Here is a 26,192-nt window from a genome sequence, read left to right on the forward strand (position 1 = left end):
GCGCCACCCGCGAACGGCGGGGAACGCGAAGGGGCGGCGGTGTACGCACCGCCGCCCCTCTCACGTGCCGGGCCTCAGTCGTCCTCCCGGCCGGGGGAGTTCGACGCGGGCGCGACCGGGAACCAGTCCTCGTCGTCCTCCGGCCCGCTGGCGGTCCCGCCGCCGCTGCTGAGGAACACGTTGACCGTGGCCCCCTCCGGCAGCCGCGTCCCCGGGTCCGGGTTGACCGCGGCCACAGTGCCCTCGGGCTCGGGGGAGCGGACCCGGGTCGCGGACACGTTCGCCGTGTAGCCCGCGGCCTCCAGGACGCTCACCGCCTCCTGCTCGGACCGGCCGATCACGTCCGGCACGCCGCCGTCGTCGCTGGCCGGGCTGGCCTCCTCCTCCGTGCGCGGAGCCGATGTGGAGCCGAACTGCGACGGCGGCGACGGCAGCTGCTCGACGTCCAGGCCCTCGTGGGCGCCGCGCATGGTCTCCTGCCAGATCGGGCCCGGGATCGTCGCCCCGTACACCACCCCGTAGTACCGGTCGCCGATGGTGACGTTGCGCAGCGGGTACTGCTGCGGGCCGCGCGGGTCGCCGACGAAGACCGCACCGGCCATCTGCGGGGTGAACCCGGCGAACCAGGCCGCGGCCGAGCCGTCGGTGGTACCGGTCTTGCCCGCCGCCGGACGGCCGATGCCCAGGGAGGCCGCGGTGCCGCCGTTGAAGGGCTGCTCCAGCAGGTAGCTGACCCCGTCGGCCACCTCCTCGTCGATCACCCGCTCGCACTCGGGCTCGATCTCGATCGTCTCGTGCGCGTGCTGGTCGATGATCTTGGTGATGGCCTGCGGCTCGCACAGGATCCCGCCCGAGGCGAAGACCGAGTAGGCGTTGGCCACCCGCAGCGGGGAGACCTCCTCGCTGCCCAGCGTGAAGCTGCTGTTGGCCAGCGAGCGCTCGTTCTCGGTGAACAGCGTGCCGTCCGCGCGCCGCAGCCCCAGGTTCTCGGCCATCTCCATCACGTCGCAGAAGCCCACCCGCGCCTGGAGCTGGGCGAAGTAGGTGTTGGACGAGGCCCTCGTCCCGGTCATCATGTTGTGCGTGGTGTTGGAGTTGGTGTCGCCGGAGTTGCTGGGGGACCAGGGACTCAGGGTCCCGCCGTTACAGCTGCGCTGCCCGGAGACGGTCACGCTGGCCGGTGAGTTGAACGAGGTGCCGAACGGCATCCCCTCGGCCAGCGCCGCCGCCAGCGTGAACGCCTTGAACGTGGAACCCGCCTGGAAGCCGCTGCTGCCGCCCCGGTCCGCGTCGGTGGCGAAGTTGATGGAGGTCTCGCCGAGCTTGCTCTCGTCGGGCCCGTAGTTGCGGCTCTGCACCATGCCCAGGATGTGGCCGGTGCCCGGCTGGATGACCACCTCGGCGGCCACCTTGCGGGACTCGTTCTCGCGCGGGACCCACTCGTCCACGGCCTCCTGCGCCGACACCTGGGTCTGCGGGTCGAGCGTGGTGTGGATCTGGAGTCCGGCGGTGCGCAGCCAGCGCGCCCGCTCGGTCTCGTTCTGGCCGAAGCGCTCGTCCTTCTCGATCTCCTGGACCACGTAGTCGCAGAAGAACGGCTGGTCGCTGGGCACGCAGCCGTTGGGCGGGGTGGAGATCTCCACCTCCATCGGGACCTGCTTGGCCTCCTCGGCCTCCGCCTCGGTGATCGCGCCGGTGGCCACCATGCGGTCGAGCACGACGTTGCGGCGGTCGGTGGTCTGCTCGGGGAAGAAGCGGGGATTGTAGAGGTAGGGGTAGCGCACCAGGCCCGCGATGGTGGCGGCCTGGTGCAGCTCCAGGTCGCTGGCGGGCACCTGGAAGAAGTGCTGCGCGGCGGACTCGACCCCGTAGGCGCCGTCGCTGAAGTAGGCGATGTTGAGGTAGCCCTCGAGGATCTCGTCCTTGGTCATCCGCTGTTCCAGGGCGACGGCGTAGCGCAGCTCCCGGATCTTGCGGGCGATCGTCGTCTCGGAGGCCTCCTCCAGCTCCTCCTGGGTGGTGGCCGCCTCGATCTGGACGTTCTTGACGTACTGCTGGGTGATGGAGGACGCGCCCTGGGTGTCGCCGCTGAGCGTGCGGAGCGCGGCGCGCAGCGTGCCCGACACGTCCATGCCGCCGTGCTCGTAGAAGTGGGCGTCCTCGATGGCGAGGATGGCGTCGATCATGACCGGCGAGACGTCCTCGATCTCGACGAGCTCGCGGTTCTGGTCGAAGATCTCCGCGATGACGCCGCCCTCGCTGTCATAGATCGTCGATCTCTGAGGAGGCGGCGGAGTCTCCAGATTGCTGGGCATCTCCAGGAAGCCGCTGGCCACGTTGCGCGCCGTGATGCCCAGTCCCCCGACGGCGGGGAGCGCGAGAGCGGCGACGAGGAGTCCAGCGACGACGCCGACGCCGACCAGTTGGCTGATTCTTTGAAGCAATGTCCCCTGACCCACCCCATCAGACTAGGTGACCACGTACGTGCGAAGTGGTCCGATGTGGAACGGATAGTGCGCGAACGCGCGGAAATGACCCGCGTACCGCGGGCTGTGCCCCCATGCCATCTTTTCATGCCTATCGCCGGCCGGGCACTGACCGGTTCGGCGGCGCGGCACGCCCACCCCGTCCGATGCGGAGAGCCACCGGGCCCCCACGCAATGGCCCGAGCGGGCCATATTGGTGAGACGTGAGGGGGGTCCATCAGGTTCTGTTGGCGCGGCGAACGAATCCGTAACTTCTAGGCAACAGGGGTGGGCGTCGACCACCGCACCCCACGCGGCAGCGGGAGCCCACGGTGTTCCCCTCCGGCCGGGGCACGCGCGTGCCCCGGACACCGGATCCGCTGGCGCGGGGACCGGGTGCGCACAGGGGAGTAGAGGCATGTGGACCGACCAGTGGACGACCAGGGCGCTGTGCCGGCGGGTGGACCCCGACGCGCTGTTCGTCCAGGGCGCGGCGCAGCACCGCGCCAAACTCATCTGCCAGGAGTGCCCGGTACGCACCGACTGCCTGACCGACGCCCTCGACAACCGGGTCGAGTTCGGCGTCTGGGGCGGCATGACCGAACGCGAGCGCCGCGCCCTGCTGCGCAAGCACCCCGGCGTCACCAGCTGGGGGCCGCTCCTGGAGGAGGCCCGCAGGGAGGGTGGCGTCGACCTCGCCAGCTACGCGGCCGAGCACGCCGAGCGCACCTCTGCGGCCTGAGCGCTGACAGCGCCCTACCGGCCCCGGCCCGCCAGCTCCTCGCCGACGTCGCGCAGCCCCGCCAGGTCGTGCACGTCCTCCGGCAGGGCGGCCACCTCGGCCACGCGCACGCCGCCGTGCTCCGCCAGCAGGGCGTCCCGCAGCCGGACCTCGCGTCCGCGCGTGCGGACCCTCTCCGCGTGCAGCCGCAGGGCCGCCGAGGCCGGCGTCCGCGTGCCCGAGCGCTCCAGCGCCTCCGCAGCGGCGACCGCCTCGCGCACGTCCAGGGACCCGCCCGCCCCCTCGGGCAGCGGATGCGTCCGGTTGACCACCAGCCCGGCCAGCGGCATGGCGTCGGTGGCCAGCCGCTCCACGAAGTAGGCCGCCTCGCGCATCGCGTCCGTGTCCGGCACGGCCACCACCACGAAGGCCGTCCCCGGAGCCTGGAGCAACCGGTAGGTGCGCTCCGCGCGCTTCTGGAAACCGCCGAACACCGTGTCGAACGCGGCGACGAAGGACCGCAGGTCGTCGAGGAGCTGGGCTCCCACGACCTTGCTGATCGCCGAGGTCACCAGGTTGAACCCGGCGCCGAGCAGCCGGAAGGCCCCCGTGCTGGCCGGGGCGCTCAGGAAGCGGATCAGCCGCCCGTCCAGGAAGCGGCCGAGCCGCTTGGGCGCGTCCAGGAAGTCCAGCGCGGACCGGCTGGGCGGGGTGTCCACCACGATCAGGTCCCAGTCCCCCGACTGGCGCAGCTGGCCCAGCTTCTCCATGGCCATGTACTCCTGCGTGCCCGAGAAGCTCGTGGAGAGGGTCTGGTAGAAGGGGTTGGCCAGGATCTGCCGGGCCCGCTCGGGGTCCGCGTGCTCCCTGACGACCTCGTCGAAGGTCCGCTTCATGTCGAGCATCATCGCGTGCAGGCTGCCGCCCGACCCCTCCGGCAGCGGGACCGGACGCGGTGTGTCGTCCAACGACTCCAGCCCGAGGGACTGGGCCAGCCGCCGCGCCGGGTCCACGGTGATCACCACGGCCCGCCGCCCGCGTTCGGCGGCGCGCAGCCCCAGCGCCGCGGCCGTCGTGGTCTTGCCGACCCCGCCCGCGCCGCAGCACACGATGATCCGCGTACCGGGGTCGTCCACGAGGGCGTCCACGTCCAGGCGTCCGGCCCCCACCGCCGCGCTCACAACCGCACCCCCTGCCCGACCAGCCGCCGCGCCAGGGAGTCCAGCGCGGCGCGGTCCACACCGCCCTCCAGCAGCGGCAGTTCCAGCAGCGGGCGGCCCAGCCCCTCCAGGTCCGAACGCATCCGGCGCTCCAGCCGCACCCGCAGGGCGTGGGCGCGCAGTTCTCCGGCCAGTGCCGCCGCGAGTTCCCGCGCGTCATCCAGACGCGCCTCCTTCAGCCCGGCGGCCAGCGCGTCCAGGTCCGTCTCCCCCTCCGCCGCGGCGGCCAGGTCGGCCTCGTCCAGCAGCGGCCGCCGCACCATGTTCACCAGCACCGCGCCCACGTTGAGCCCCAGCCCGCCGACCTCGGCGATCCCGTCCCGGGTCTCCTGGACGGGCATCTCCTCCAGCAGGGACACGAAGTGCACCCGGGTCTGCCCCGAGCGGATGACCTCCATGACCCGGTCGGCGTGGTTGCGGATCGGTCCCACGCGGGCCAGCCCGGCCACCTCGGAGTTCACGTTGAGGAACTGGGCGATCCGGCCGGTGGGCGGCGCGTCCATCACCACCGCGTCGTAGTGGAAGGGGGCCGTCGGCGCGCCCTCGGCGGACCTGCGGCGGCCGCCCCGGCGGCGCCGCACAGCCTCGGTGGCCTTGCCGGTGAGCAGGACGTCGCGCAGCCCGGGGGCGATGGTGGTGGCGAAGTCCACGGCGCCCAGCCGGTTCAGCGCCTGGCCCGCCCGGCGCATCCCGTAGAACATCTCCAGGTACTCCAGCAGCGCCGCCTCGGCGTCGGCCGCCAGCACGCTCACGCTGCCGCCGCCGGGCGCGGCCATCATCTCCCGCTCCTCGTAGGGCAGCGGCGGGCTGCCGAGGAGGGTGGCGACGCCCTGGCGGCCCTCCACCTCGACCAGGAGCACTCTCGCGCCGCCAGAGGCCAGCGCCAGCGCCAGCGCGGCGGCGGCCGTGGTCTTGCCGGTCCCGCCCTTGCCGGTGACGATGTGCAGTCGTGCTCCCGCGCAGGCCTCCCCCGGAGGCTTCGGTCCGTGCTCGCTCTCGCTCACTCCAGGCAGTCTATGCGGGCGTTCCAAGCGGCGTCGGGAGCGGTGCCGCGGTGGGCGCGGGAGGGCACGCGGATGAGTAAGGTGGCGGCGTTGACGTGCGGCGCCCCGCCGTGGGGCGGTCCGCCGGTGAGCGAGCAAGGGTGAGGGACGCATGAGCAAGTGGGAGTACCAGACGGTGGCGCTGCTGTCGCACGCCACCAAGCAGATCCTGGACAACTGGGGCGCCGACGGCTGGGAGCTCGTCTCCGTCGTGCCCGCTCCGCTGCCGGAGGGCACCGACCCCCGCAACCAGCAGTACGTCGCGTACATGAAGCGGGAGCTGTGATGGCCACCCCCGAGGAGCGGATCGCCGAGCTGGGTCTGACCCTGCCCGAGGTGGCCGCGCCGGTCGCGTCGTACACGCCCGCGGTGCGCAGCGGCGACCACGTCTACGTGTCCGGCCAGCTGCCGTTCGTGGACGGGAAGCTCCCCACTACGGGCAAGGTCGGCGCCGAGGTCACCCCGGAGACGGCCAAGGAGCTGGCCGCGCGGTGCGCGCTGAACGCGGTGGCCGCGGTGCGCGCCGAGATCGGCGAGCTGTCCGGCGTGGTCCGCGTGGTCAAGGTGGGCGGCTTCGTGGCCAGCACCCCCGACTTCACGGGACAGCCCGGCGTGGTGAACGGGGCCAGCGACCTGCTGGCCGAGATCTTCGGCGCCGCCGGTGTGCACGCGCGCGCCGCCGTGGGCGTGGCCGCCCTGCCGTTGGACGCGCCGGTCGAGGTTGAGATGATCGTCGAGGTCCGCTGAGCGGGTCGCCCTCTTCCGGTGCGGTGACCCCCTTTTCGCGGCGCTCTGTCCCCGAGGAGGAGGGTACGCCGATGCGCGACGTCCCGGCAGGCGACGGCACCGGGAACGGGGGCGCGGCGCCGGGCGGCTCCGCGCCGGGCGGCGCCGTCGAGCCCCGCCCGGCCGCCACGGTCATGCTCCTGCGCCCCCGCGGCGGTGTCCGGGACGGGGGCGCGGACGGCCCCATGGAGGTCCTGCTCATGCGCAGGGTCCGCTCCATGGGGTTCGCCCCGGGCGCCTACGTCTTCCCCGGCGGCGGGGTGGACGCGCGCGACGCCGACGGCGACCTGCCCTGGACCGGCCCCGGCCCCGAGGAATGGGCGCGCACGCTGGGCACCGACGTGCGCACGGCCCGGGCGCTGGTGTGCGCCGCGGTCCGCGAGACCTTCGAGGAGACCGGCGTCCTGCTGGCCAGCGAACCCGGGCGCGCGGGCGGGGAGGCCATCACCCTCGACACCTCCTCCGAGGAGTGGGAGCGGGACCGGCTGGGACTGATCGACCGCTCCCACTCCTTCACCGAGGTCCTGGCCCGGCGCGGCCTCGTGCTCCGCTCGGAGTGGCTGCGCGCGTGGTCGCGCTGGATCACCCCGAGGGCCGAGCCGCGCCGCTACGACACCTGGTTCTTCGCGGCCGAGCTGCCTCCGGGGCAGGCCTCGCGCGACGTGGGCGGCGAGGCCGACCTCACCCGGTGGACCGACCCCGCCGCCGTCCACGGCGAGTGGGAGGCGGGTCGGATGCCGATGCTCCCGCCCACGGTCGTGAACTGCGCCGAACTCGCGGACTGCCGGACCCTCCGGGGAGTACGGGAGGCCCGACGGGATATCGTCCCCATTGAGCCGGTTGTCCGGGAGGTCGGCGGCCAGTTGCGCGTCTTCGTGCCGAACGGGGTGGACTACCCTCTCCCGAAACCCGACGCGACTCCCTGAGGAGCCGCCGGGCAGCGGGGCCGCGCGTGCCGGAGGCCCCGGCCGCTCCCCGGTCCGGTTCGGCGAGCGAAGCGAGGTGCGATGAGGATCGACGGTTCCGGGACACTGCGCGCCAGCTGCGTGCTGTGCCCCAATCCCGGCCCGATGACGCTGGAGGGCACCAACACCTGGATCCTGCGGGAGCCGGGCGCGCGCGGGGTCGTGGTCGTCGACCCCGGCCCCCACGACGAGCGCCACCTGGAGCGCGTGGCGCGGACCGTGCAGGAGCAGGGCGCCCAGGTGCTGATGGCCGTGGTGACCCACCGCCACCCCGACCACGGGGAGGGCGCCCGGTACTTCTCGGAGCTGACCGGTGCCCCCGTGCACGCGGTCGATCCGGGGACCAGGGTCGGCGGACGCGGCCTGTCCGACGGAGAGGTCCTGGAGGCCGACGGCCTTCGGGTACGGGTGATCGCCACCCCCGGCCACACCGAGGACTCCGTCTGCCTGATGGTGGAGGCGGACAACACCATCCTGACCGGCGACACCGTCCTGGGCCACGGCACCACGGTGATCGACGGCGACGACGGGCTGGGCCCCTACATGGAGTCGCTGTACCGGCTGCGCTCCCTCGTGCGCGAGCACGACGTGCGCACCCTGCTGCCCGGCCACGGCCCGATCATCACGGCCCCGGCGACGGTGCTGGACTCCTACGTCGACCACCGCGAGTCGCGCCTGGGGCAGGTCCTGGACGCGGTGCGCGCGGGGGCGGCCGGGGTCGAGCAGATCGTCGACCGCGTCTACCCCGACGTCACCGAGCAGATCCGGTTCGCGGCGGCCTCGTCGGTGCGCGCCCAGCTGCGCTACCTCGCGGCGCGCGGCGAACTCCCCGAGGGCGTCGAGAACTAGTCGGCGAGCGCTCTCCCGGCCCCGGGCCCGGTTCGTGGCGGCCCCCCGGACCCGGGGGCACCGGGAACCGGGCCCGGGGCCGGCTCCGGACACGGCTGTGGCCGCCCACCCGGCAGGGGGGAGCGGCCACACAGCGTTCAGGCCCGGGGAGCCCCGGCACGGGGCGCGAACGTCAGCGCCCCCGGGAGTCCCCGCCCGAGGGACACGGTCTAGCGGGCCCGGCGGCGCATCCGCTCGACGTCGAGCAGGACGACGGCCTTGGCCTCGATCCGCAGCCAGCCGCGCAGGGCGAACTCGGCGAGGGCCTTGTTGACCGTCTCACGGGAGGCGCCGACCAGCTGGGCGAGCTCCTCCTGGGTGAGGTCGTGGTGGACGTGCAGTCCGTCCTCGCCCTCCTTGCCGAACTTGTCGGCCAGCTCCAGCAGAGCCTTGGCGACGCGGCCGGGCACGTCGGTGAAGACGAGGTCGGCCATCACGTCGTTGGTCCGGCGCAGGCGGGCGGCCAGCGCCTTGAGCAGCTGGAGCGACACCTGCGGGCGGCTGGACAGGAACGGGCGCAGGTCGTCGTGGCCCAGTCCCGCGAGCACCGAGTCGGTGACCGCGACGGCGCTCGCGGTGCGCGGGCGCGGGTCGAACAGCGACAGCTCGCCGAACATCTCGCTGGGGCCGAGCACCCCGAGCAGGTTCTCGCGGCCGTCCACGGCCGTGCGGGTCAGCTTCACCTTCCCGCTGAGGATGACGTACAGGCGGTCGCCCTCGTCGCCCTCGCTGAACAGGGTCTGGCCGCGGCCGAGACGCACCTCGTTCACCGAGGAGCGGAGTGCGGCCGTGTCCTCCTCGTCCAGCGCCTCGAACAGAGGGGCCTTCCGCAGCACCTCGTTGATCTCGTCCACCACACGTCCTCCTAAAACCTGACCGCCAACAGTGTGACGTATATCGCACCCGGGTGTGAAACCAGGTCGTGATCCCGGCTTGTCCGCCGAGAGACAACTGCCCACAACAGCCGACGTCAGCCCCTGCGATCCTAGCCGTCATCAGTTCTGTACCAGGGCTGTCCGCGCCGCGCCACCGGACATTGGTTACATAGCCCCGTCCGCCGACAGTGGCGCGGACCCGCTCGCGACGGCCGCGTGAGCACGGCCGCCGGGCCGCGGTCCGCCCCGTCACCGGGACGCCTACCCTGTGATGATGCCCCGTGACACACCAGACGCGACCGAGCCGACGACCACGCCCACCGGTGAGAGCCGGCTCGCGCTGGTCCGCCGCGCCCGCAGGATGTACCGGGAACTCATCGAGCTGTACCCGGACGCCCACTGCGAGCTGAACTTCACGACCCCCCTGGAGCTGCTGGTCGCGACGATCCTGTCCGCCCAGTGCACGGACAAGCGGGTCAACCAGGTCACCCCCGCCCTCTTCGCCCGTTACCCCGACGCGGAGGGCTACGCCTCGGCGCGGCGGGAGGAGCTGGAGGAGATGATCCGCTCGACCGGCTTCTTCCGGGCCAAGGCCAACAGCCTCATCGGGCTCGGGCAGGAACTGTGCGAACGGCACGGTGGAGAGGTTCCGAGGAAACTCTCCGACCTGGTCAAACTACCCGGTGTAGGGCGAAAGACCGCAAACGTACTGCTCGGTAACGCCTTCGATGTGCCCGGTATCACTGTTGACACCCATTTCGGGCGGCTCGTCCGTCGTTTCGGGTGGACCGACGAGGAGGACCCGGTCAAGGTCGAGCACGAGATCGGCGCGCTCTTCCCGCGCCGGGACTGGACGATGCTCTCCCACCGCGTCATCTGGCACGGCCGCCGGGTCTGCCACTCCCGCAAGCCCGCGTGCGGGGCCTGCGGCCTGGCCCGTCTGTGCCCCTCCTTCGGAGAGGGGCCCACGGACACCGCCACCGCGACCAAGCTGCTGCGGATGCGCTCCTTCTCCTGAGACCCACGGGGGCCGGCCGCCCGGGTGCGCGGCGTGCGGACCCGGGCGGGCGCCCCGTACCGGCGCCCGGTCGTACAGGGGCGGCCGGGCGCGCATCGGGAGCAGGCGCCGGAGGTTTGTACCCTGATCACGTGAGTGTGCGCACATCGTCCCCGTCGCGGGCGTCCCAATCCGCGGCGCCCCGTGCGACGCCGGTACCCCCGCCCGTCGGCGCCGGAGGAGGTCCGACGACGTGACGACTCCCCGGGAACGACGCGCTCCCCCGCGCGGCGCTCCCCCGGGCGCGGGCCCCGCGGCCCCGCGAGGAGCCCGGCGCACGGCCCCTTCGACCCACCGACGGCGCGACGACTCCCGGAACAGGTTCCCCGCATGAACTCGATCCCGCTCTGGCTGGCCGCGCTCGCGGACGCCGCCGAGACGATGACCGTGCCGCCGCCCATGCGGCCGCCCGCCGAGGGAGGGCGCGAGTCCGCCGTCCTCGTCCTCTTCGGGGAGGGGCCCAGGGGCCCCGACCTCCTCCTCATCCAGCGCAGCGAGGGGCTGCGCCGCCACGCCGGACAGCCCGCCTTCCCCGGCGGCCGGATCGAGCCCTCCGACGCCTCCCCGGAGGCCGCGGCGCTGCGCGAGGCCGCCGAGGAGACCGGACTCCTCCCCGAGGGGGTCGACGTCGTCGGCCGCCTCCCCGAGCTGTACCTGAGCTTCAGCGACTTCCGGGTGGCGCCCGTCCTGGGCTGGTGGCGCGAGCCCAGCGAGGTGCGGCCGACCGACCTGGGCGAGGTCGCCGCGGTCTCCCGCGTGCCCGTCGCCGACCTCGCCGACCCGGCCAACCGGGTCAAGGTGCGCTACGGGGGCGGGCCCCGCTGGGGGCCCGGCTTCCGGGTGGAGGGGATGCTCGTGTGGGGCTTCACCGGCGCGGTGATCGACAGCCTGCTCGCCCTGGGCGGCTGGGAACTTCCCTGGCGCGACGAGGGTCTCACCGAAGTGTTCGAAGCAACCCCGCAGGGCCTGCGGCCGGTCGGTTAGCGCTCACTCTTGGAGGGCAATGTGCTCGACGTGATCCTGGTCGTCCTGTTGCTGCTGTTCGCGGTGACGGGGTACCGACAGGGTTTCATCGTCGGTGTCTTCAGCTTCGCGGGCTTCGTCGGAGGGGGCGTCCTCGCCGCCCTGACGGCCCCGGCACCCATCCAGGCGTGGGTGGAGGACCCCGGCAGGCAGGCGCTACTGGCGATCGCCGTGGTGTTCCTGTCCGCGGCGCTCGGCCAGTTCCTGCTCTCCTACCTGGGCACCTTCGTCCGCAACAAGGTGACGTGGGACTCGGCGCGGGTCCTGGACGCCATCGGCGGCGCCCTGATCAGCGGGCTCTCGGTGCTGCTCGTGGCCTGGTTCATCGGCAGCACGGTGGCCAACTCGGCGCTGCCGTTCGTCGCGGGCCAGGTCAGGGACTCGCGCATCCTCCACTCGGTGGACACGCTGATGCCCGAGGCCGCCCACAGCGGGTTCTCCACGTTCCGCCGGATCGTGGACCAGAGCGCCTTCCCGCAGGTGTTCAGCGGCCTGGGCACCGGTGAGCTGGCCGAGGTGGCGCCGCCGGACCCCGACGTGCTCACCACCCCGGAGCTGATCGAGTCGAGCCGCAGCGTGGTGAAGGTGCTGGGCACCGCGCCCTCGTGCCAGCGCCGCGTGGAGGGGACCGGCTTCGCCTACGCGGAGGACCGGATCATGACCAACGCGCACGTGGTCGCCGGGGTCACCGACGACCTGCGGGTGGTCACCCGGGAGGGCTACCAGCTCGACGCCACGCTGGTGCTCTTCGACGCCCAGCAGGACCTGGCCGTGCTGCACGTGCCGGGCCTGGACCTGGAACCGCTGGAGTTCACCTACGAGGCCCCGCAGGGCGGTGACGCGGTCGTGGCGGGCTTCCCGCGCAACAGCGGCTTCACGGCCGTCCCGGCGCGCGTCCGCGCCCGCCAGACGGCGCAGGGGCCGGACTTCTACCACTCCCAGCAGGTGAGCCGGGAGATCTACCAGGTGCGCGCCGTGGTGCGCCCGGGCAACTCCGGCGGCCCGCTGCTGTCGCCGGACGGCACCGTGTACGGGGTGGTCTTCGCCGCCGCCACGAACGAGCCCGAGACGGGTTACGTGCTCACCGCCGACGAGGTCGCGGAGAACGCCCAGAGCGGCCTGGAGAACGACGAGCAGGTCTCCTCCCAGGCCTGCGACTGATCGCGTGGCTGCGTTGTCCACAGGCCGGATCCGGGGCTTTCGGGGGCGCGCGGGAGGCGGTTGACTGGATGTACAGGGGGCCCGGGGGCACGGTCGGCACCGTGCTGCCCGCCTTCGCCCCGGGGCCCGCGCCCGCCCCGGGGCCCGCGCCTGCGTCGGCGCAGGACTCGCGGCCGCGCCGGGCCTCCCGGCGTGACGGGCGGCCCGTGACACACCGAGGGCGCCTCCCCGCGGGGAGGCGCCCTCGTGAGCGTTCGGACACCGGCCCGGCGACCCTAGTTGGAACTCGGGTCGGGCGAGTGCTCCGTGGCCAGCGGCCAGCTCATCCGCACCACGGTCCCCCGGTCGCTGGGGTCGATCTTCACCTCGTCGGCCAGACCCGTGATGACCGCCAGGCCCAGCCCCGGGGAGAACCCGGAGATCCCGCCGGGAGGGGTGTCCTCACCGTCCAGGAAGAGCCCGTCGAGCAGGGACGGGTTGGCGGGCTCCTCCGTGTCCTTGGCCGGGGCACGGTCGGAGACGACGACCTCGAAACGTTGCGTCGCGCTCCCGTTGGCGCGCAGGATGCTGCTCGTGGCGTCGGTGCGGGACTCCGACGCCGGATCAGGCCCGCTGCCGTCGATCAACTGGAGCAGGATCGGCTGTGTGGGGCAGTGCAGCTTGTGCGCCGCCACCGCCCGGGAACACGCCTCACCGACCGCCAGCCTGATCTCGTCGATCGCTGAGGCGGCGATACCCGCCCGCCGTGCGACGGTGGCGGCCATGAGCCGCGCCGTGCGCACGTGAGCGGGGAGCGCGCTGATCGTGAGCGTGATGGTTGCCATCGCTCGCTCGGGGCTACTTCGCGGAACGCTTGTCGATGGCTTCCTGCACCGAGTCGTGGATGCCGAAGACCTTGGTCAGACCGGTGATCCGGAAGATCTTCAGGATGCGCTCCTGGGTGCAGACCAGGTCGAGGGTCCCGTCGTGGGCCCGGACGCGCTTGAGCCCGCCCACGAGCACACCGAGGCCCGTCGAGTCCAGGAACTCCACCTTCTCCATGTTGACCACGAGGTGGAAGTTGCCCTTGTTGACCAGGTCGATCAGCAGCTCGCGGAGCCGGGGCGCGGTATAGACATCGATCTCACCCTCAACGACGACGATCTCGGTGTCGCCCTCGGTGTAATGATCAAGCTTCAAGTCCACTAGTCCTCCAGCGCCGAACCGCGAAAAACGCGAATGATCTCTGCCGGGCGTTACCCCACCAGCACGCATTCAACCACGCGTGTCGAGTGCGTCTTCCTGTGATGCACAGAAAAACCGTGACACCGCGCCACTGTTCCCCCGGATGTCACACTGAAACCAATGTCCCAGTGCTCCACCCTTGGGTGAGAGGCGCCTGCGGGCCTCGAACGCGTACCACTGAGGAGGGGTCTCGGATGAGGCGACCGGAGCCCGTGCTTCCCGGTGTGTGGCGTGACGATACCCGGTACCCACAGGTGACCCACATCGAGCACGTGGCCCGCAACGACGGGGTGAGCGGGGAGTGGCCGGTGTGGACCGCGCCCCACCTGGTCGAACGGCTCGCCGACAGGGGGATCACGGGACCGTGGTCCCACCAGGCCGAAGCCGCCGACCTCGCACGTTCGGGCCGTGATGTGATCATAGCCACGGGTACCGCCTCGGGAAAGTCACTCGCCTTCCTCCTACCCGCTGCGGACGCGATTGACGCGGGCGGAACCGTGCTCTACCTCTCCCCGACCAAGGCGCTCGCCCAGGACCAGCTGCGGTGGATAACGGACCTCTCCCTGCCGGGGATGCGGACAGCCGTCTATGACGGCGACACCCCGGCCGAGGAGCGCTCCTGGGTGCGCGAGCACGGCAACTACGTGCTCACCAACCCGGACATGCTGCACCACGGCATCCTGCCCCGCCACGGGGCGTGGGCGCGCTTCCTGCGTCGGCTGCGCTACGTGGTGATCGACGAGGCGCACCGATACCGGGGGGTTTTCGGCTCGCACGTCGCGCAGATCCTGCGTCGGCTGCGCCGCGTGTGCGCCCGCTACCGGTCGCGTCCGGTGTTCGTGCTCGCCTCGGCCACCTCCGGCAGCCCCGCCGAGAGCGCCGCCCGGCTGACCGGCGTGCCCGTCACGGCGGTCAGCCGGGACGGTTCCCCGCGTCCGGGGATGTCCGTGGCGCTGGTGGAGCCGGAGTTGACCGACCTGACCGGCGAGCACGGGGCGCCGATCCGCAGGACGGCGCCCTCGCAGGCCGCCGAGATGCTCGCCGACCTGGTCCGCGACGGTGTGCGCACCCTGGTGTTCGTCCGCTCCCGGCAGGGTGCGGAGGTGGTCGCGCTGACCACCCAGCGCCTGCTGGCCGAGCGCGGCGACCACGTCCTGGCCGGGAGGGTGGCCGCCTACCGGGGCGGATACCTGGCCTCGGAGCGCCGGGAGCTGGAGGAGGCCCTGCGCTCGGGGGAGATCCTCGGCCTGGCCAGCACCAACGCCCTGGAGCTGGGGGTGGACATCAGCGGTCTGGACGCGGTGCTCATCGCCGGGTGGCCGGGAACCCTCGCGTCACTGTGGCAGCAGGCGGGCCGTGCCGGACGGCGCGGGGAGGACGCGCTGGCGGTGTTCATCGCCCGTGACGACCCTTTGGACACCTACCTGGCGCACCACCCGGAGGCCATTTTCGGCCGGTCCGTAGAAGCGACCGTCCTCGATCCGGAAAACCCGCACATCCTGGGGCCGCACCTGTGCGCGGCCGCCCAGGAGCTGCCGATCACCAAGGACGACTTCGTTCTCTTCGGAGCGACGACCGAGGAGCGGCTCGCCGAACTCGTCGAACGCCGCCTGCTGCGAAGGCGTCCACGGGGCTGGTTCTGGACGAGTAACGAGCGGGCCAGCGACCTAGCCGATATCCGCGGGTCGGGCGGGCCTCCCGTACAGATCGTCGACACCGGGAGCGGCCAGCTGCTCGGCGAGGTCGACGAGCCCGCCGCCCACGGCACCGTCCACCCCGGCGCGGTGTACCTGCACCAGGGGTACACGTACCTGGTCGACGACCTCGACCTCGACGAGGGCGTCGCCCTGGTCCACCCGGCGGAGCCGCCCTACAGCACCTGGGCGCGCGACACCACCGACATCACGGTCCGGTCGGTGCTGCGCCAGGAGGAGTGGCCGAGCGGGGCCACCGTGTACTTCGGCGAGGTGCAGGTGGTGCGCCAGGTGGTCGGGTTCCTGCGCAGGGACGTGCGCACCGGTTCGGTCCTGGGGGAGCAGTCGCTGGACCTGCCCGAGCGCACCCTCGACACCCGCGCGGTGTGGTGGACGCTGCCCGCCGAGGGCGAGGAGCGGCTGCGCCGGGAGGACGTGGGGCTGCTGGGCGCCGCCCACGCCGCCGAGCACGCCGCGATCGGGCTGCTGCCGCTGCTGGCGACCTGCGACCGCTGGGACATCGGCGGGGTGTCCACCTCCGTGCACGGTGACACCGGCAGGCTGACGGTGTTCGTCTACGACGGGTACGAGGGCGGCGCGGGCTTCGCCGAACGGGGGTACGCGGCGGCGCGCGAGTGGCTGTCCGCGACCCGCGCGGCCATCGCCGACTGCGAGTGCGACCAGGGCTGCCCGTCATGCATCCAGTCGCCCAAGTGCGGTAACGGCAACGAGCCGTTGAGCAAGGCCGGCGCGCTGCGCCTGCTCGACGAGGTCCTCGCGGACGGCGAGGACTGACGGCCGGGACGAGGCCGTCCACAGCCTGTGGACGAAGTGCGGGGGCGCGGAGGGAGTTATCCACAGGCTGGGGAAGGGGCTTTCGCGTCGGCTCCGGCCCGCCGAACCTGGAGGAAGAGGGCCGGAGCAGACGGCCCCCCACCAGGAAGGCCGCCATGTCCGCTCCCGTGCCCATGCCCCCTCCCGCGTCCCCGCCCACCGCCGCGCCGTCCCCGGCGGACGCCGGGATGACGACCTCCGAGTACGCCTTCTGCACCATCGCGGCGGTCGCCTTCGCCGGGGTCCTCTACGCCGTGCTCACCAGCGGTGCGGTCGAGGACGTCCTCACCGATCTCGTGGTCAATGCGCTCGGCTCGGGTTTTTGACCGGGGCTCGGCCACCGCGGAGGCGGCGATGGTGCTGCCCTCCCTGCTGCTCGTCCTGGCCGTGGCCCTCGGTGCCGTCCAGGCCGCGTCGGCCCAGCTCTCCTGCGCCGACGCGGCGCGCCTGGGCGCCCGGGCGCTGGCCCGCGGCGAACCCCACGACCGCGCCCGCTCCCTGGCGCTGACCGCCGCTCCCGACGGAGCCGACGTGCACCTGTCCGAGGACGGGGGCATGGCCCGCGTCACCGTACGGGCGCGACTCCTGTTCGGCCCGGGGGTCTCCCTGCCGGTGGACGGCAGCGCCGCCGTCCCCCTCGAACCCGGGAGCTGACCCCGGTGCGCTCAGACTCCGGTTCCGCCACCGTCTGGTGGGTCGCCCTGGGGGCGCTGCTCTGGTTCGTCACCCTCGCCGTCCTCGCGACCTCCGCGGCGCGGCTCGACCGCGACCGCGCCACCACCGCGGCCGACCTGGCCGCACTCGCTGCCGCCGCCGAGGCCGTCCACGGAACGGAACGGGCCTGCGCGCGGGCCCGCGACACCGCCGAGGCCAACCGCGCCTCCCTCGAATCCTGCGTCCTCACCGGCTCCACCGCCGAGGTGGTGGTCGCGGTCTCCTCGTCCCTCATCGAACGGCCTGTCCGGGCGCGCTCCCTGGCCGGACCGGCCGCCGTCTCCTCCGAGGAAGTGGAATGAGTCCTGCCCCCGTCTCCGTGCTGATGTGCGCCCTCCTGCTGGGAGCCCCCGCCCAGCCCGGGGGCGCACCGCCCTGCCCCGCCTCGCCCGCGCCACAGATCACAGATCCCCTCGGTGTCGACCACTCCGGTGTTTCCATCGCTCCCGAGAACTCCGCGCACGCCGCTGGTTCCGCCGGTCTCACCCACGCCCTTGGACCCCAAGGTAGAACGGGCGCTACCGGTGTAGAGGATCCGGCCTCCTCCAACGGGCCCACCGAGGCCGCGCGCTCCGATGACCCCCTCCGCTCCGACGAACCCGTCGGCTTCGGAGCCCTCGAGAACTCCGGCCGAACGGCCCCTTCCGCCGGTCCCGAGCGGTGCGCCGAACCGTCACCGGTCCCCGCCTCCCCGGAACCGTCCCGCCCCGTGCGGAAGAGCCCACGCGACGCGACGGACGCGCCCTCGCCCCTCAGCGAACCGGTGGTGTACCGCACGGCCGCAGCCCCGACCCCGACCGGTACGGCGTTGCGGATCGTCGGCAACGTCTCGACCGGAATCCTGGTGCTGCTGTGCGTCGTGGTGCCGGTGCTGCGCCTGTCCGTGGGCTGGCCCCGCTTCCCCGTCCCCTACGAGGGCCAGCGGCGGCGCGGCTCCCGGGACGGGCAACCCTGACCGCCACCGCGCCGCCGCACACGCGACCGGGCCCGGGACCTCAACCGCCCAGGGCCCGGGACAGCAGCTCGGCGGCCATCGGCACGATGCCGATCAGCACGAACGCGGGCAGGAAGCACAGACCCAGGGGCGCCACCACCAGCACGCCCAGCCGCTCCAGCCGTGCCGTCCCCCGGGCCCGCAGGGTCCGGCGCAGATCGACCGCGTGCCGGTCCAGGAGGTCGGCCACCGGTGCCCCGGTGTCGGCGGCCCGGGCCAGGTCGCGCCCCACCGGGACGAGGGGCTCGGGCAGCGCCGGGCGCCGCCAGGCCTCGGCGGGAGCGGCGCCCAGGCGCAGTTGTTCGGCCACCGCGGCCAGTTCCTCCCCCAGCCTTCCCCGCGTCGCCCGGGACACCGCAGTGAGGCAGGCGGGCACCGTCGCCCCGGCGCGGATGCCCGAGGCGAGCAGACCGATCACCACGGGCAGGTCGGCGGTCACCGGCAGCCGTTGAGAACGGGAACCGGCGCTCCTGCGGGCGCGCACCCACAGGGCGGCGCACACCCCGGCCACGACGAGGCCCCCGACCGCGCCGAACAGGGCCACCGCGACGGTCAGCGCGAACGCCCCCGCCAGGGTCGGCCCCAGCAGGCGGACCGGCAGCCCCGGCCCGGCCGGAGCACGGGAGGGCGGACGCAGTCCGCGCGCCGTTCCCCCGCCCAGCAGTACCCACACACACGCGGCTCCCAGAACCGCGGCGACCGTCAGGAACATCCGTCCTCCCTCTTCTTCCTCGCGCTGCGCCACCGCGGCCGGAGCGATGCCGACCGTGGCCAGTCGTCCCTCCCCGGGCCCGGCTCGACGGCCGACGCCCAGGCCCTGGGCCCGAATTCCGAGTCGGGCTCCCGACCGGGGCACCCGGACGGGCCTCCGGTCAGTTCCCCGGTCGAGGCCCCGGACCTGCTGGACAGGCGTCCGACCCAGATCTCCGGACCGGAGACCGCTGCCGGGGTACCCGGGCCAGGCCTCCGGCCGAGGCGTTCCGACGGGCATCCGTCAGTCCCCCGGACGGGGTCCGCCGTCCGCGTCCCGTTGCCCGGGTCCTGTCAGGGAAAGGCGGTCGCCGAGCGCACCATGCGCAGCGTCCACCAGGTCCCGAGAGCGTCCAGGGCCACCCCGCCCACCAGGCAGGCCAACCCCAGCGGCGTGGTGAACAGGAACACCAGCGGCGATCCGCCCAGGCCCGAGGACAACAGCAGTCCGACGGCGGGCAGGGCGGCCAGCACGATCGCGGTGGTGCGCGGACCGGTGGTGCGCGCGGCGGCCTCCGTGCGCTGCTCCTCCTGCTCGGTGAGGTTCGCGGCCAGGGCGTCCACCACCTCGGCCAGACCCGCCCCGGTGTCCGCGGCCACCTCCCAGCACACCGCCAGGTAGGCCAGTGCCCACAGGTCCGGTTCGCGTTCGGCCTCGCGGCGCAACGACGCCGCGTCGGTCAGGGAGCCCACCAGCGGGCCCGCCTCGGCGGCGGAGATCCGCAGGGCCTCCTCCGGCGGCTGCCCGGCGCGCAGTTCGGCGGCCAGCACCCGGCACAGCACCACCACCGCGGCGCGGCGCCGGGCGCCCTCACCGGCACGGGCCGCCAGCGCCCGCCAGTCCACGGACCACGACACCGGCCGCCGGGGCCGGGGAAGGAGGGACGCCAACCGGCTGCGCCGCGCCCCGGGGACCAGGCACAGCAGCACCAGGCCTCCCGAACAGGCCGCCAGTGCGGTCACCACCGGCGCCACCCCCCGCCCAGCCGGGCGGCCACCTCGTCCGCCCCGGCGTGTTCCCGGCGGCTGCCGTCGGGACCGAAGGACACCGCCGGCACCGCCTCCACCAGCCCGTCCGAACCGCGTCTGAGCACCCGCAGCTCGGCCAGGCGCCGCCCGCCGGAGTCCCGGACCAGGTGCACGACCATGACCCTGGTGGCGGCCAGCTGGCTGTGCACGGCGGCCCGGTCCAGTCCGGCCGCGCACCCCAGCGCCTCCACCCGGGCGGGCACGTCGCCCGCGCCGTTGGCGTGCAGGGTCCCCGCGCCGCCCTCGTGCCCGGTGTTCAGAGCGCCCAGCAAGGACACGATCTCCGGCCCGCGCGCCTCGCCGACCACCAGCCGGTCCGGACGCATCCGCAGCGCCTGCCGGACCAGGGTCTCCAGCGACACCTCGCCGCTGCCCTCGATGTTGGGCGGACGGGTCTGGAGGCGGACCACGTGCGGATGCTCGGGCCGCAGCTCGGGGGAGTCCTCGGCCAGGACGATCCGCTCCCCCGGGTCCACCAGGGAGAGCAGGCACGACAGCAGCGTGGTCTTGCCCGTGCCGGTGCCCCCGCTGACCAGGAACGGCACCCGCGAGGCCACCAGGGACCGCAGCAGCTCGGCCCCGCACGGGGTGACCGTCCCCCGCCGGGCCAACCGCTCCAGGGTGAACACCCGCCGGGGAGGCAGCCGCAGCGACACGCACGCCCCGGCGGGCGCCACCGGCGGCAGCACCGCGTGCAGCCGCGCGCCGCTGGGAAGCCGGGCGTCCACGTAGGGCACGGCCGCGTCCAACCGTCTCCCCGCCTGCGCCGCCAGCCGCTGGGCCAGTCGGCGCACCGCGTCCGCCGACTCGAAGCGCACCCCGGCCCGGCGCAGGCCTCCGCCGTCGTCCACCCACACCTCGTCGGGACCGTTGACGAGGATGTCGGTGACCCCCGACGTCATGAGCTCCTCCAGCGGCCCCGCCCCCGACAGGTCGGCGGCCAGACGGCGGGTCATGGACAGCACCTCGGTGTCGCCCAGCAGACCTCCCTCGGCGCGCAGCGCCGCAGCGACGCTCGACGGGCTCACCGGCACCCCGGACGCCACCAGGCGGTTGCGCACGGCCTCCACCAGGGGGCTCACCGGACCTCCTCCAGCGCGGGCAGGCCCGCGACGACCCGGTCGGCGAACCGGGCCAGGGGCGAACGGGGATGGCGGGCGGGCACGTCCCCCGCGGCCAGCGACCGGGCCAGCCCCGGCTCGGACGGCAGATCCGCGCCCAGGTCCACCTTCAAGGCCCTGGACACCACGTCCGCGCTCAGTTCGCCCCGGGCGCCGCGCACCACCAGCCGCACGGTCCGCGTCTCCCCACGCAGCCGGGCGACCGTCCTGGTCGCCGCCACCACCGAGGGCACGTCCGCCGGGACGACCAGCAGTACCAGGTCGGATCGGTTCAGGAACACGGTGGTGGCCGGGTCGAAGGAGCGCGGCAGGTCGGCCACCACCAGGTCGGTGCCGTCCCTGGCCGAGGACAGGACCGCGCGCACGGCACCCACCGGCAGGGGGCCGGTCGGCTCCGGGCCGCGCGTCCAGGTCAGCACCGACACCCGGGAGGTCCCCGGCAGTCCGGCGCGCAGGTCGCGCCAGCGCACCCGGCCGCGCCTGCGCAGCAGGTCGCCCCAGCCGGTCCACCGCTCGGGACCGGGGGAGGGGCCCCGGTCGCACCCGAGGTAGACGTCGGGGCCGCACCCGAACGGGTCGGCGTCCAGCAGGGCGGTGGAGCGTCCGGCGCGCTCACCGGCCAGGGCGAGGGCCACCGCGAGCAGGCTGGCCCCGGCACCGCCCCGGCCGCCGACCACCGACACCGTGGGCGCCGGAGCCCGGCCGGGGGAGGACGCCCTCGCGAGCAGGTCGACCAGCAGCGCCTCGTCCCGGGGCAGCAGGAGCACGCGCGCCTCCCGGAACCCCCGCGGGGACCCCTCCCCGGCGGCGTCCGAGGCCGGGGCCTCCAGGGGAACGCCCGACCGGTGCCCGGCCACGCGCATGTCCGAGGTCGGGTGCTCCGCGGCGAGGTCCGGCCGGTACGCCTCCGCTGGGGCGTCCGGCGAGGAGCGCCCCGCGGGAGTGCCCGGCCGGTACGCCTCCTCCGGACCGCCCGGAGGGGAGCCCTGCGCGTGGGCGCCCGGCCGGTACCGGTCCGGGGGGACGCGCGGCCGGGGCACCGCGGCGACCGGGGGCGCGTCCCCCTCCCCCGAAGGGTCCCCGCCGGCGTCGGCCTCCCGGGGATCCCGGGTCACGACCACGTGGCGGCCCGGCGGAGGGTCGGCGGCCCGCAGGAGCGCGCGCAGGTCGGCGCCGATCACGACGAGCGGGGCGCGCGGCCACAGACTCAGCGCCCGGTCGGGCGTGTGGGCGACGGTGACCTCGGTGGAGGCGGCGGTGGCCAGCCTGAGGAGGTCGTCGAGGAGGAGGGGGTCTGCGGTCGCGAGCAGGGGCCGGTGCTGGGCGTCCATGGGACCTCCCGGGTCGAGGGGCTTTCCTCGACCTTCGCCGACCGGGCACGACGGCGAAAGCCCCGATTCGAAGCTGTGGACAACGTCGGCGGGGCTCGGATCGGCGAGGGGAGGCCGGGCGTCGCGCAGATGGGCGGACCGGTTCGGCTGTGGCCTGGTGTGTCCGCGACCCGGATCAGCCGGGTCCGGGTTCGTTCGCGGTCCGGTTCACCTGGCGGGCGGGATGCGTATACGGGGGCGGATACGCACCCCCGCCCGACAGGCGAGATGAGCGGACGCGGGGACTCGCCTTCACAGGGGGAGAAGGCCGCCACGCGGGGTTGCCGGTCCCGGGGGGTGAGGACCGGGTCCGCTCTCTGGTGAGGGTCGGCGAAGAGACGTGCTCTCGCGACCACCGGAAGGCACACGGACGTCATTCGGCGAAGAGGGATACCACCGGAACGCGAAATGGGGCGCGTACGGCGGAGGCGCGAAGCGGGCGGCCCGCCCTCTTGGGAACGACGGGACAGACGTTACCACGCAGAGTTCCGTATCGGTTCTGGAATCAAGGGCAAAAATTCGGGTCAACCGCCTTTTCGTCGCCGGAACATCGGCGTAGAAAGAAAGCAGTCGGTGGCTGAGAACCACCCCGACACGACAACCGGGAACCCACGCGCCACTTGGCCCCGTGAGGCCCGTCTAGATCGGACAGGCTGATGTCCTGCCTGGTCAGGCTAGGGAAATGGACGCCTGCTAACCCGGCGGAACGTGTCGGAGGCGGCGCCCCGGGAGACAGGACGGGGCGCCGTTCGTCCTGTGCGCACGCAAGGGCCGTGCCGCCCCCGCCCCCTTGTGGAACCGGCAAGCGTGATCGAACCGATACTCTTCCTGAACCTACCGGTCGGTAAATAACCGATTAGTGTTCAACATTTCGGTCGCGCACAGTTGCCGACCGTCAAAAGTTGTTGTCCTTTCCCGGCTTCTCCGCGCGCCTCGCGCACCTCCGCGTACCACCGAGGCCTCCGGCCCGTCCGTGCGCCTCGCGCGCCCCGGGCGCTTTCGAGACCTCCGGCCCGGAAGCCGGCGCCCCGCGCTCAGCCGCGCTTGAGGGCCTCACAGGTGGCCAGCGAGTCCTGCGCCCCCGCGCGGACCGCGCGGCAGCAGTACGCCACCCACCCGGCGACGCCCTCCGGGGTGCCGCCCATGTACCCGCGCAGCGCCGGCCCGTACTCGTCCCGCAGCGTCCGGTGGCCGAGCTCGGAGGGCACCAGCGACTTGGGGTCCAGACCCCGCTCCACCAGCGTCAACCGTTCGGCCGCGCGCGCCACCAGACCGTCGCCCCACCCGAACGGACGGACCGCCATCAGCTCCCCGTGCACCAGGGCCGACATCACCAGCGCGGGCACCGACGTGCGCGCGCCCAGCAGCGAGTACAGGCCCTCCAGCCTGGCCATCGCGGTCTCCGGAGCCGGGGCCGGGCCCAGCCCCAGGGGGTCCTCGACGCGTTCCCCGGCCCTGCGGGGACGGCCCAGCGCGTCCGCGGACACCGCGTCCGCCGCGGCCAGCGTGTGCAGCCGGGCCAGGGCCTGGCGCGGAGCCCTCGGCCAGGTGTCCACCAGGCTCCCCAGCTCTCCGGATACCCGAAGCGCGCCCTTGACGCGCGTGTCGTACACGTGCCCCTCGCGGATCTCCTCCATCGAGACCTCGGCGCCCTCCAGCGCCGCCGACGCGACCGCGCCGCGCAGCGCGGACTCCATGGACACGTCGCTGCTGCGGCGGCGCAGCACGCGGTGGCCCAACAGACGGTCGACCAGGGTCCGCGTCTCGGCGACCGCGTCGGCCACACCGGGCAGCTCGGCGATCCGGGCCAACGGGTCGGACACGGGGGAAGAAGTCGGTTCGCTCACGGAAAACAACACTACGCGCCGGTAACCCGGGCGGCCCACACCGGCGGGCCGGGTCGGCGGCCCGCGCCGACGACAGCGCGCGAACCGTTCCCCGCGACCGCTCGTCGCGGCAGGGCGACCGTTCGCCGCCCGTTCGTCGCGCGCCCGGCCTTCCCCGCCGCTGGACGCCACCCCGCCTGTTCACGGGGTATCGCACGACATGATTAATTGGGTGTGAACCAGCCTACGTAAGGAGAATCACAGTGGCCGACAGCACTCCCGCGAGCCAGGAGACACTGTCCAACCTTCTCCACGAGACGCGCAGCTTCCCTCCCCCGGAGGCGCTCGCCGCCGACGCCAACGTCAAGGCCGACGCCTACGCCAGGGCCGACGAGGACCGTCTCGGTTTCTGGGAGGAGCAGGCCCGCAGGCTCCAGTGGGAACAGCCCTGGGACACCGCCCTGGAGTGGAATCCGCCCTTCGCCAAGTGGTTCGTCGGCGGGAGGATCAACGCCTCCGTCAACTGCGTGGACCGGCACGTGGCCAACGGCCTCGGCGACCGGGTCGCCTACCACTGGGAGGGCGAGCCCGGCGACACCCGCACCATCACCTACGCCGAGCTCAAGGACCTGGTCTCCCAGGCGGCCAACGCCATGACCGGACTCGGCGTGCGCAAGGGCGACCGCGTCGCCATCTACATGCCGATGATCCCCGAGACCGTCGTGGCCATGCTCGCCTGCGCCCGTCTCGGCGCCGTCCACATGGTCGTGTTCGGCGGCTTCTCCGTGGACGCCCTGGGCCAGCGCCTCGACGACAGCCAGGCCAAGCTCGTGGTCACCGCCGACGGAGGCTACCGCCGCGGCAAGGCCAGCGCCCTCAAGCCCGCCGTGGACGCCGCCGTCGCCGACCGCCCCGCGGTCGAGAACGTCCTCGTCGTCCGCCGCACCGGCCAGGACGTCGAGTGGACCGACCGCGACGTGTGGTGGCACGACGTCGTGGAGTCCCAGAGCACCGAGCACACGCCCGAGGCGCACGACGCCGAGGACCCGCTGTACATCATGTACACCAGCGGCACCACGGCCAAGCCCAAGGGCATCCTGCACACCACCGGCGGCTACCTCACCCAGGTCGCCTACACCCACTGGGCGGTCTTCGACCTCAAGCCCGAGACCGACGTCTACTGGTGCGCCGCCGACATCGGCTGGGTCACCGGCCACTCCTACATCGTCTACGGCCCGCTCGCCAACGCGGCCACCACCGTCCTGTACGAGGGCACCCCGGACACCCCGCACAAGGGCCGCTTCTGGGAGATCATCGAGAAGTACAAGGTCACCATCGCCTACATGGCCCCCACGGCGATCCGCACCTTCATGAAGTGGGGCGACGACATCCCCGCCAAGTTCGACCTGTCCAGCCTGCGCGTCATCGGCTCGGTGGGCGAGCCCATCAACCCCGAGGCCTACGTCTGGTACCGCAAGAACATCGGCGGCGACCGCACTCCGGTCGTGGACACCTGGTGGCAGACCGAGACCGGCGCCGTCATGGTCAGCCCCCTGCCGGGCGTGACCTCCGGCAAGCCCGGCGCGGCCATGCGGGCCATCCCCGGCATCGTCGCCGACGTCGTGGACGAGCAGGGCGAGTCCGTCCCCGACGGCGAGGGCGGCTTCATCGTCATCCGCGAGCCGTGGCCGTCCATGCTCCGCGGGATCTGGGGCGACCCCCAGCGCTACAAGGACACCTACTGGTCGCGCTTCGAGGGCCTGTACTTCCCCGGCGACGGCGCCAAGAAGGACGCCGACGGCGACCTGTGGCTGCTGGGCCGCGTGGACGACGTCATGCTCGTCTCCGGCCACAACATCTCCACCACCGAGGTCGAGTCCGCGCTGGTCTCCCACCCGCGCGTGGCGGAGGCCGCGGTCGTCGGCGCCACCGACAAGGTCACCGGCCAGGCCATCGTCGGCTTCGTGATCCTGCGCGGCGGCGAGGAGGAGGTCCCCGAGGACCTGGTCCAGGAACTGCGCAACCACGTCGGCACCTCGCTCGGCCCGATCGCCAAGCCCGCCCGCCTCCTGGCGGTGCCCGAGCTGCCCAAGACCCGCTCGGGCAAGATCATGCGGCGCCTGCTGCGCGACATCGCCGAGAACCGGGCCGTCGGCGACACCTCCACGCTCACCGACTCCTCGATCATGGAGGTCATCGCCAAGCAGCTGCCCTCCGCCAAGCGGGAGGACTGAGCCGAGGGGCCCGCGCGGGCCCCTCGGCCACCGGTGAACGGCGCCCCGGTCCGGGGCGCCGTTCGCTGTCTCCCCTCCCTCCCCCCGCCTTCCCCGGTCCGGGGACCCGCGCCCGCCGCCCGTGCGACCGGAGGCGGCGGCGCCGTTGTGCGTGCCGTGAGAGACGTCCGAGACGGGGTATGTGCGAGGATGCGGAGG

At 73.5% G+C, this 26,192-nt stretch carries 25 protein-coding genes; 14 read left to right on the top strand and 11 right to left on the bottom strand.

Annotated elements, in window-relative coordinates:
- Positions 1 to 74: 74 nt before the first annotated feature.
- On the bottom strand, positions 75 to 2,444 hold the full coding sequence (locus UIS43_RS18630; protein WP_013156294.1) for a penicillin-binding protein: 2,370 nt from the start codon (positions 2,442 to 2,444) through the stop codon (positions 75 to 77).
- Between the two features lie 439 nt (positions 2,445 to 2,883).
- On the opposite strand from UIS43_RS18630, the gene UIS43_RS18635 reads away from it, so the two are divergent.
- Positions 2,884 to 3,207 (top strand): WhiB family transcriptional regulator, encoded by a 324-nt coding sequence (locus UIS43_RS18635; protein WP_013156295.1) that lies wholly within the window; start codon positions 2,884 to 2,886, stop codon positions 3,205 to 3,207.
- A gap of 14 nt (positions 3,208 to 3,221) precedes the next feature.
- On the opposite strand, the gene UIS43_RS18640 is transcribed toward UIS43_RS18635, so the two are convergent.
- Together UIS43_RS18640 and UIS43_RS18645 are read right to left on the bottom strand one after the other, a co-directional pair.
- Positions 3,222 to 4,367, bottom strand: coding sequence for an ArsA family ATPase (locus tag UIS43_RS18640; protein ID WP_013156296.1), 1,146 nt, complete (start codon positions 4,365 to 4,367; stop codon positions 3,222 to 3,224).
- Positions 4,364 to 5,410 carry an ArsA-related P-loop ATPase gene (locus UIS43_RS18645; protein WP_071620987.1) on the bottom strand — a complete coding sequence of 349 codons (1,047 nt, stop codon included), beginning with the start codon at positions 5,408 to 5,410 and terminating at the stop codon, positions 4,364 to 4,366. The genes UIS43_RS18640 and UIS43_RS18645 overlap by 4 nt, the downstream gene beginning before the upstream one ends.
- Before the next feature lie 151 nt (positions 5,411 to 5,561).
- Between UIS43_RS18645 and UIS43_RS18650 the strand changes: the two genes are divergently transcribed.
- The 4 genes from UIS43_RS18650 (at position 5,562) to UIS43_RS18665 (ending at position 8,049) form a co-directional block, all read left to right on the top strand.
- Positions 5,562 to 5,735, top strand: coding sequence for a DUF4177 domain-containing protein (locus UIS43_RS18650; RefSeq protein ID WP_013156298.1), 174 nt, complete (start codon positions 5,562 to 5,564; stop codon positions 5,733 to 5,735).
- Complete coding sequence (locus tag UIS43_RS18655) at positions 5,735 to 6,196, top strand: RidA family protein (protein ID WP_013156299.1); 462 nt, start codon at positions 5,735 to 5,737, stop codon at positions 6,194 to 6,196. Before UIS43_RS18650 ends, UIS43_RS18655 begins: the two co-directional genes overlap by 1 nt.
- A 71-nt stretch (positions 6,197 to 6,267) precedes the next feature.
- Positions 6,268 to 7,161, top strand: a complete 894-nt coding sequence (locus UIS43_RS18660) for an NUDIX hydrolase (protein ID WP_013156300.1) — start codon at positions 6,268 to 6,270, stop codon at positions 7,159 to 7,161.
- Between the two features lie 81 nt (positions 7,162 to 7,242).
- On the top strand, positions 7,243 to 8,049 hold the full coding sequence (locus UIS43_RS18665; protein ID WP_013156301.1) for an MBL fold metallo-hydrolase: 807 nt from the start codon (positions 7,243 to 7,245) through the stop codon (positions 8,047 to 8,049).
- 209 nt (positions 8,050 to 8,258) lie between these two features.
- Here UIS43_RS18665 and UIS43_RS18670 read toward each other — a convergent pair whose 3' ends face one another.
- Complete coding sequence (locus UIS43_RS18670; protein ID WP_174545788.1) at positions 8,259 to 8,933, bottom strand: Crp/Fnr family transcriptional regulator; 675 nt, start codon at positions 8,931 to 8,933, stop codon at positions 8,259 to 8,261.
- Between the two features lie 301 nt (positions 8,934 to 9,234).
- Between UIS43_RS18670 and nth the strand changes: the two genes are divergently transcribed.
- From nth to UIS43_RS18685, 3 genes are all read left to right on the top strand, one after another.
- On the top strand, positions 9,235 to 9,981 hold the full coding sequence (gene nth, locus UIS43_RS18675) for an endonuclease III (RefSeq protein ID WP_013156303.1): 747 nt from the start codon (positions 9,235 to 9,237) through the stop codon (positions 9,979 to 9,981).
- Between the two features lie 369 nt (positions 9,982 to 10,350).
- On the top strand, positions 10,351 to 11,004 hold the full coding sequence (locus UIS43_RS18680; protein ID WP_013156304.1) for a CoA pyrophosphatase: 654 nt from the start codon (positions 10,351 to 10,353) through the stop codon (positions 11,002 to 11,004).
- Between the two features lie 21 nt (positions 11,005 to 11,025).
- Entirely contained in the window at positions 11,026 to 12,204 is a 1,179-nt protein-coding gene (locus tag UIS43_RS18685; protein ID WP_013156305.1) for a MarP family serine protease, read from the top strand.
- Positions 12,205 to 12,479: 275 nt separating this feature from the next.
- Here the strand turns inward: UIS43_RS18685 and UIS43_RS18690 are convergent, their stop codons facing one another.
- Positions 12,480 to 13,028 (bottom strand): ATP-binding protein, encoded by a 549-nt coding sequence (locus UIS43_RS18690; protein ID WP_013156306.1) that lies wholly within the window; start codon positions 13,026 to 13,028, stop codon positions 12,480 to 12,482.
- Between the two features lie 13 nt (positions 13,029 to 13,041).
- Positions 13,042 to 13,389: an STAS domain-containing protein gene (locus UIS43_RS18695; protein WP_013156307.1), complete on the bottom strand. Its 348-nt coding sequence runs from the start codon at positions 13,387 to 13,389 to the stop codon at positions 13,042 to 13,044.
- 233 nt (positions 13,390 to 13,622) lie between these two features.
- Here UIS43_RS18695 and UIS43_RS18700 point away from each other — a divergent pair, with 233 nt between their 5' ends.
- From UIS43_RS18700 to UIS43_RS18720, 5 genes are all read left to right on the top strand, one after another.
- Positions 13,623 to 15,917, top strand: coding sequence for a DEAD/DEAH box helicase (locus UIS43_RS18700; protein ID WP_370011063.1), 2,295 nt, complete (start codon positions 13,623 to 13,625; stop codon positions 15,915 to 15,917).
- Between the two features lie 155 nt (positions 15,918 to 16,072).
- Positions 16,073 to 16,282, top strand: a complete 210-nt coding sequence (locus UIS43_RS18705; RefSeq protein WP_358171372.1) for a DUF4244 domain-containing protein — start codon at positions 16,073 to 16,075, stop codon at positions 16,280 to 16,282.
- Positions 16,260 to 16,610, top strand: coding sequence for a TadE family type IV pilus minor pilin (locus UIS43_RS18710; protein ID WP_081461789.1), 351 nt, complete (start codon positions 16,260 to 16,262; stop codon positions 16,608 to 16,610). Before UIS43_RS18705 ends, UIS43_RS18710 begins: the two co-directional genes overlap by 23 nt.
- A gap of 5 nt (positions 16,611 to 16,615) precedes the next feature.
- Positions 16,616 to 16,972, top strand: a complete 357-nt coding sequence (locus UIS43_RS18715; protein WP_013156311.1) for an Rv3654c family TadE-like protein — start codon at positions 16,616 to 16,618, stop codon at positions 16,970 to 16,972.
- 407 nt (positions 16,973 to 17,379) lie between these two features.
- Positions 17,380 to 17,625 carry a hypothetical protein gene (locus tag UIS43_RS18720; protein WP_210745552.1) on the top strand — a complete coding sequence of 82 codons (246 nt, stop codon included), beginning with the start codon at positions 17,380 to 17,382 and terminating at the stop codon, positions 17,623 to 17,625.
- Positions 17,626 to 17,665: 40 nt separating this feature from the next.
- Here the strand turns inward: UIS43_RS18720 and UIS43_RS18725 are convergent, their stop codons facing one another.
- From UIS43_RS18725 to UIS43_RS18745, 5 genes are all read right to left on the bottom strand, one after another.
- A complete protein-coding gene (locus tag UIS43_RS18725) occupies positions 17,666 to 18,376 on the bottom strand; it encodes a type II secretion system F family protein (protein WP_013156313.1) in 711 nt (236 codons plus the stop codon).
- A gap of 332 nt (positions 18,377 to 18,708) precedes the next feature.
- Entirely contained in the window at positions 18,709 to 19,389 is a 681-nt protein-coding gene (locus UIS43_RS18730; protein ID WP_041553436.1) for a type II secretion system F family protein, read from the bottom strand.
- Positions 19,374 to 20,525 (bottom strand): TadA family conjugal transfer-associated ATPase, encoded by a 1,152-nt coding sequence (locus UIS43_RS18735; protein WP_013156315.1) that lies wholly within the window; start codon positions 20,523 to 20,525, stop codon positions 19,374 to 19,376. The genes UIS43_RS18730 and UIS43_RS18735 overlap by 16 nt, the downstream gene beginning before the upstream one ends.
- Complete coding sequence (gene ssd / locus UIS43_RS18740) at positions 20,522 to 21,895, bottom strand: septum site-determining protein Ssd (RefSeq protein ID WP_370011069.1); 1,374 nt, start codon at positions 21,893 to 21,895, stop codon at positions 20,522 to 20,524. The genes UIS43_RS18735 and ssd overlap by 4 nt, the downstream gene beginning before the upstream one ends.
- Positions 21,896 to 22,968: 1,073 nt before the next feature.
- Positions 22,969 to 23,781, bottom strand: coding sequence for a hypothetical protein (locus tag UIS43_RS18745; RefSeq protein WP_041553438.1), 813 nt, complete (start codon positions 23,779 to 23,781; stop codon positions 22,969 to 22,971).
- 242 nt (positions 23,782 to 24,023) lie between these two features.
- Between UIS43_RS18745 and acs the strand changes: the two genes are divergently transcribed.
- Positions 24,024 to 25,994: an acetate--CoA ligase gene (gene acs / locus UIS43_RS18750; protein WP_013156318.1), complete on the top strand. Its 1,971-nt coding sequence runs from the start codon at positions 24,024 to 24,026 to the stop codon at positions 25,992 to 25,994.
- The last annotated feature ends 198 nt before the right edge of the window (positions 25,995 to 26,192 follow it).

Source organism: Nocardiopsis sp. LDBS0036 (assembly GCF_041228755.1).
Lineage (GTDB): Bacteria > Actinomycetota > Actinomycetes > Streptosporangiales > Streptosporangiaceae > Nocardiopsis > Nocardiopsis dassonvillei.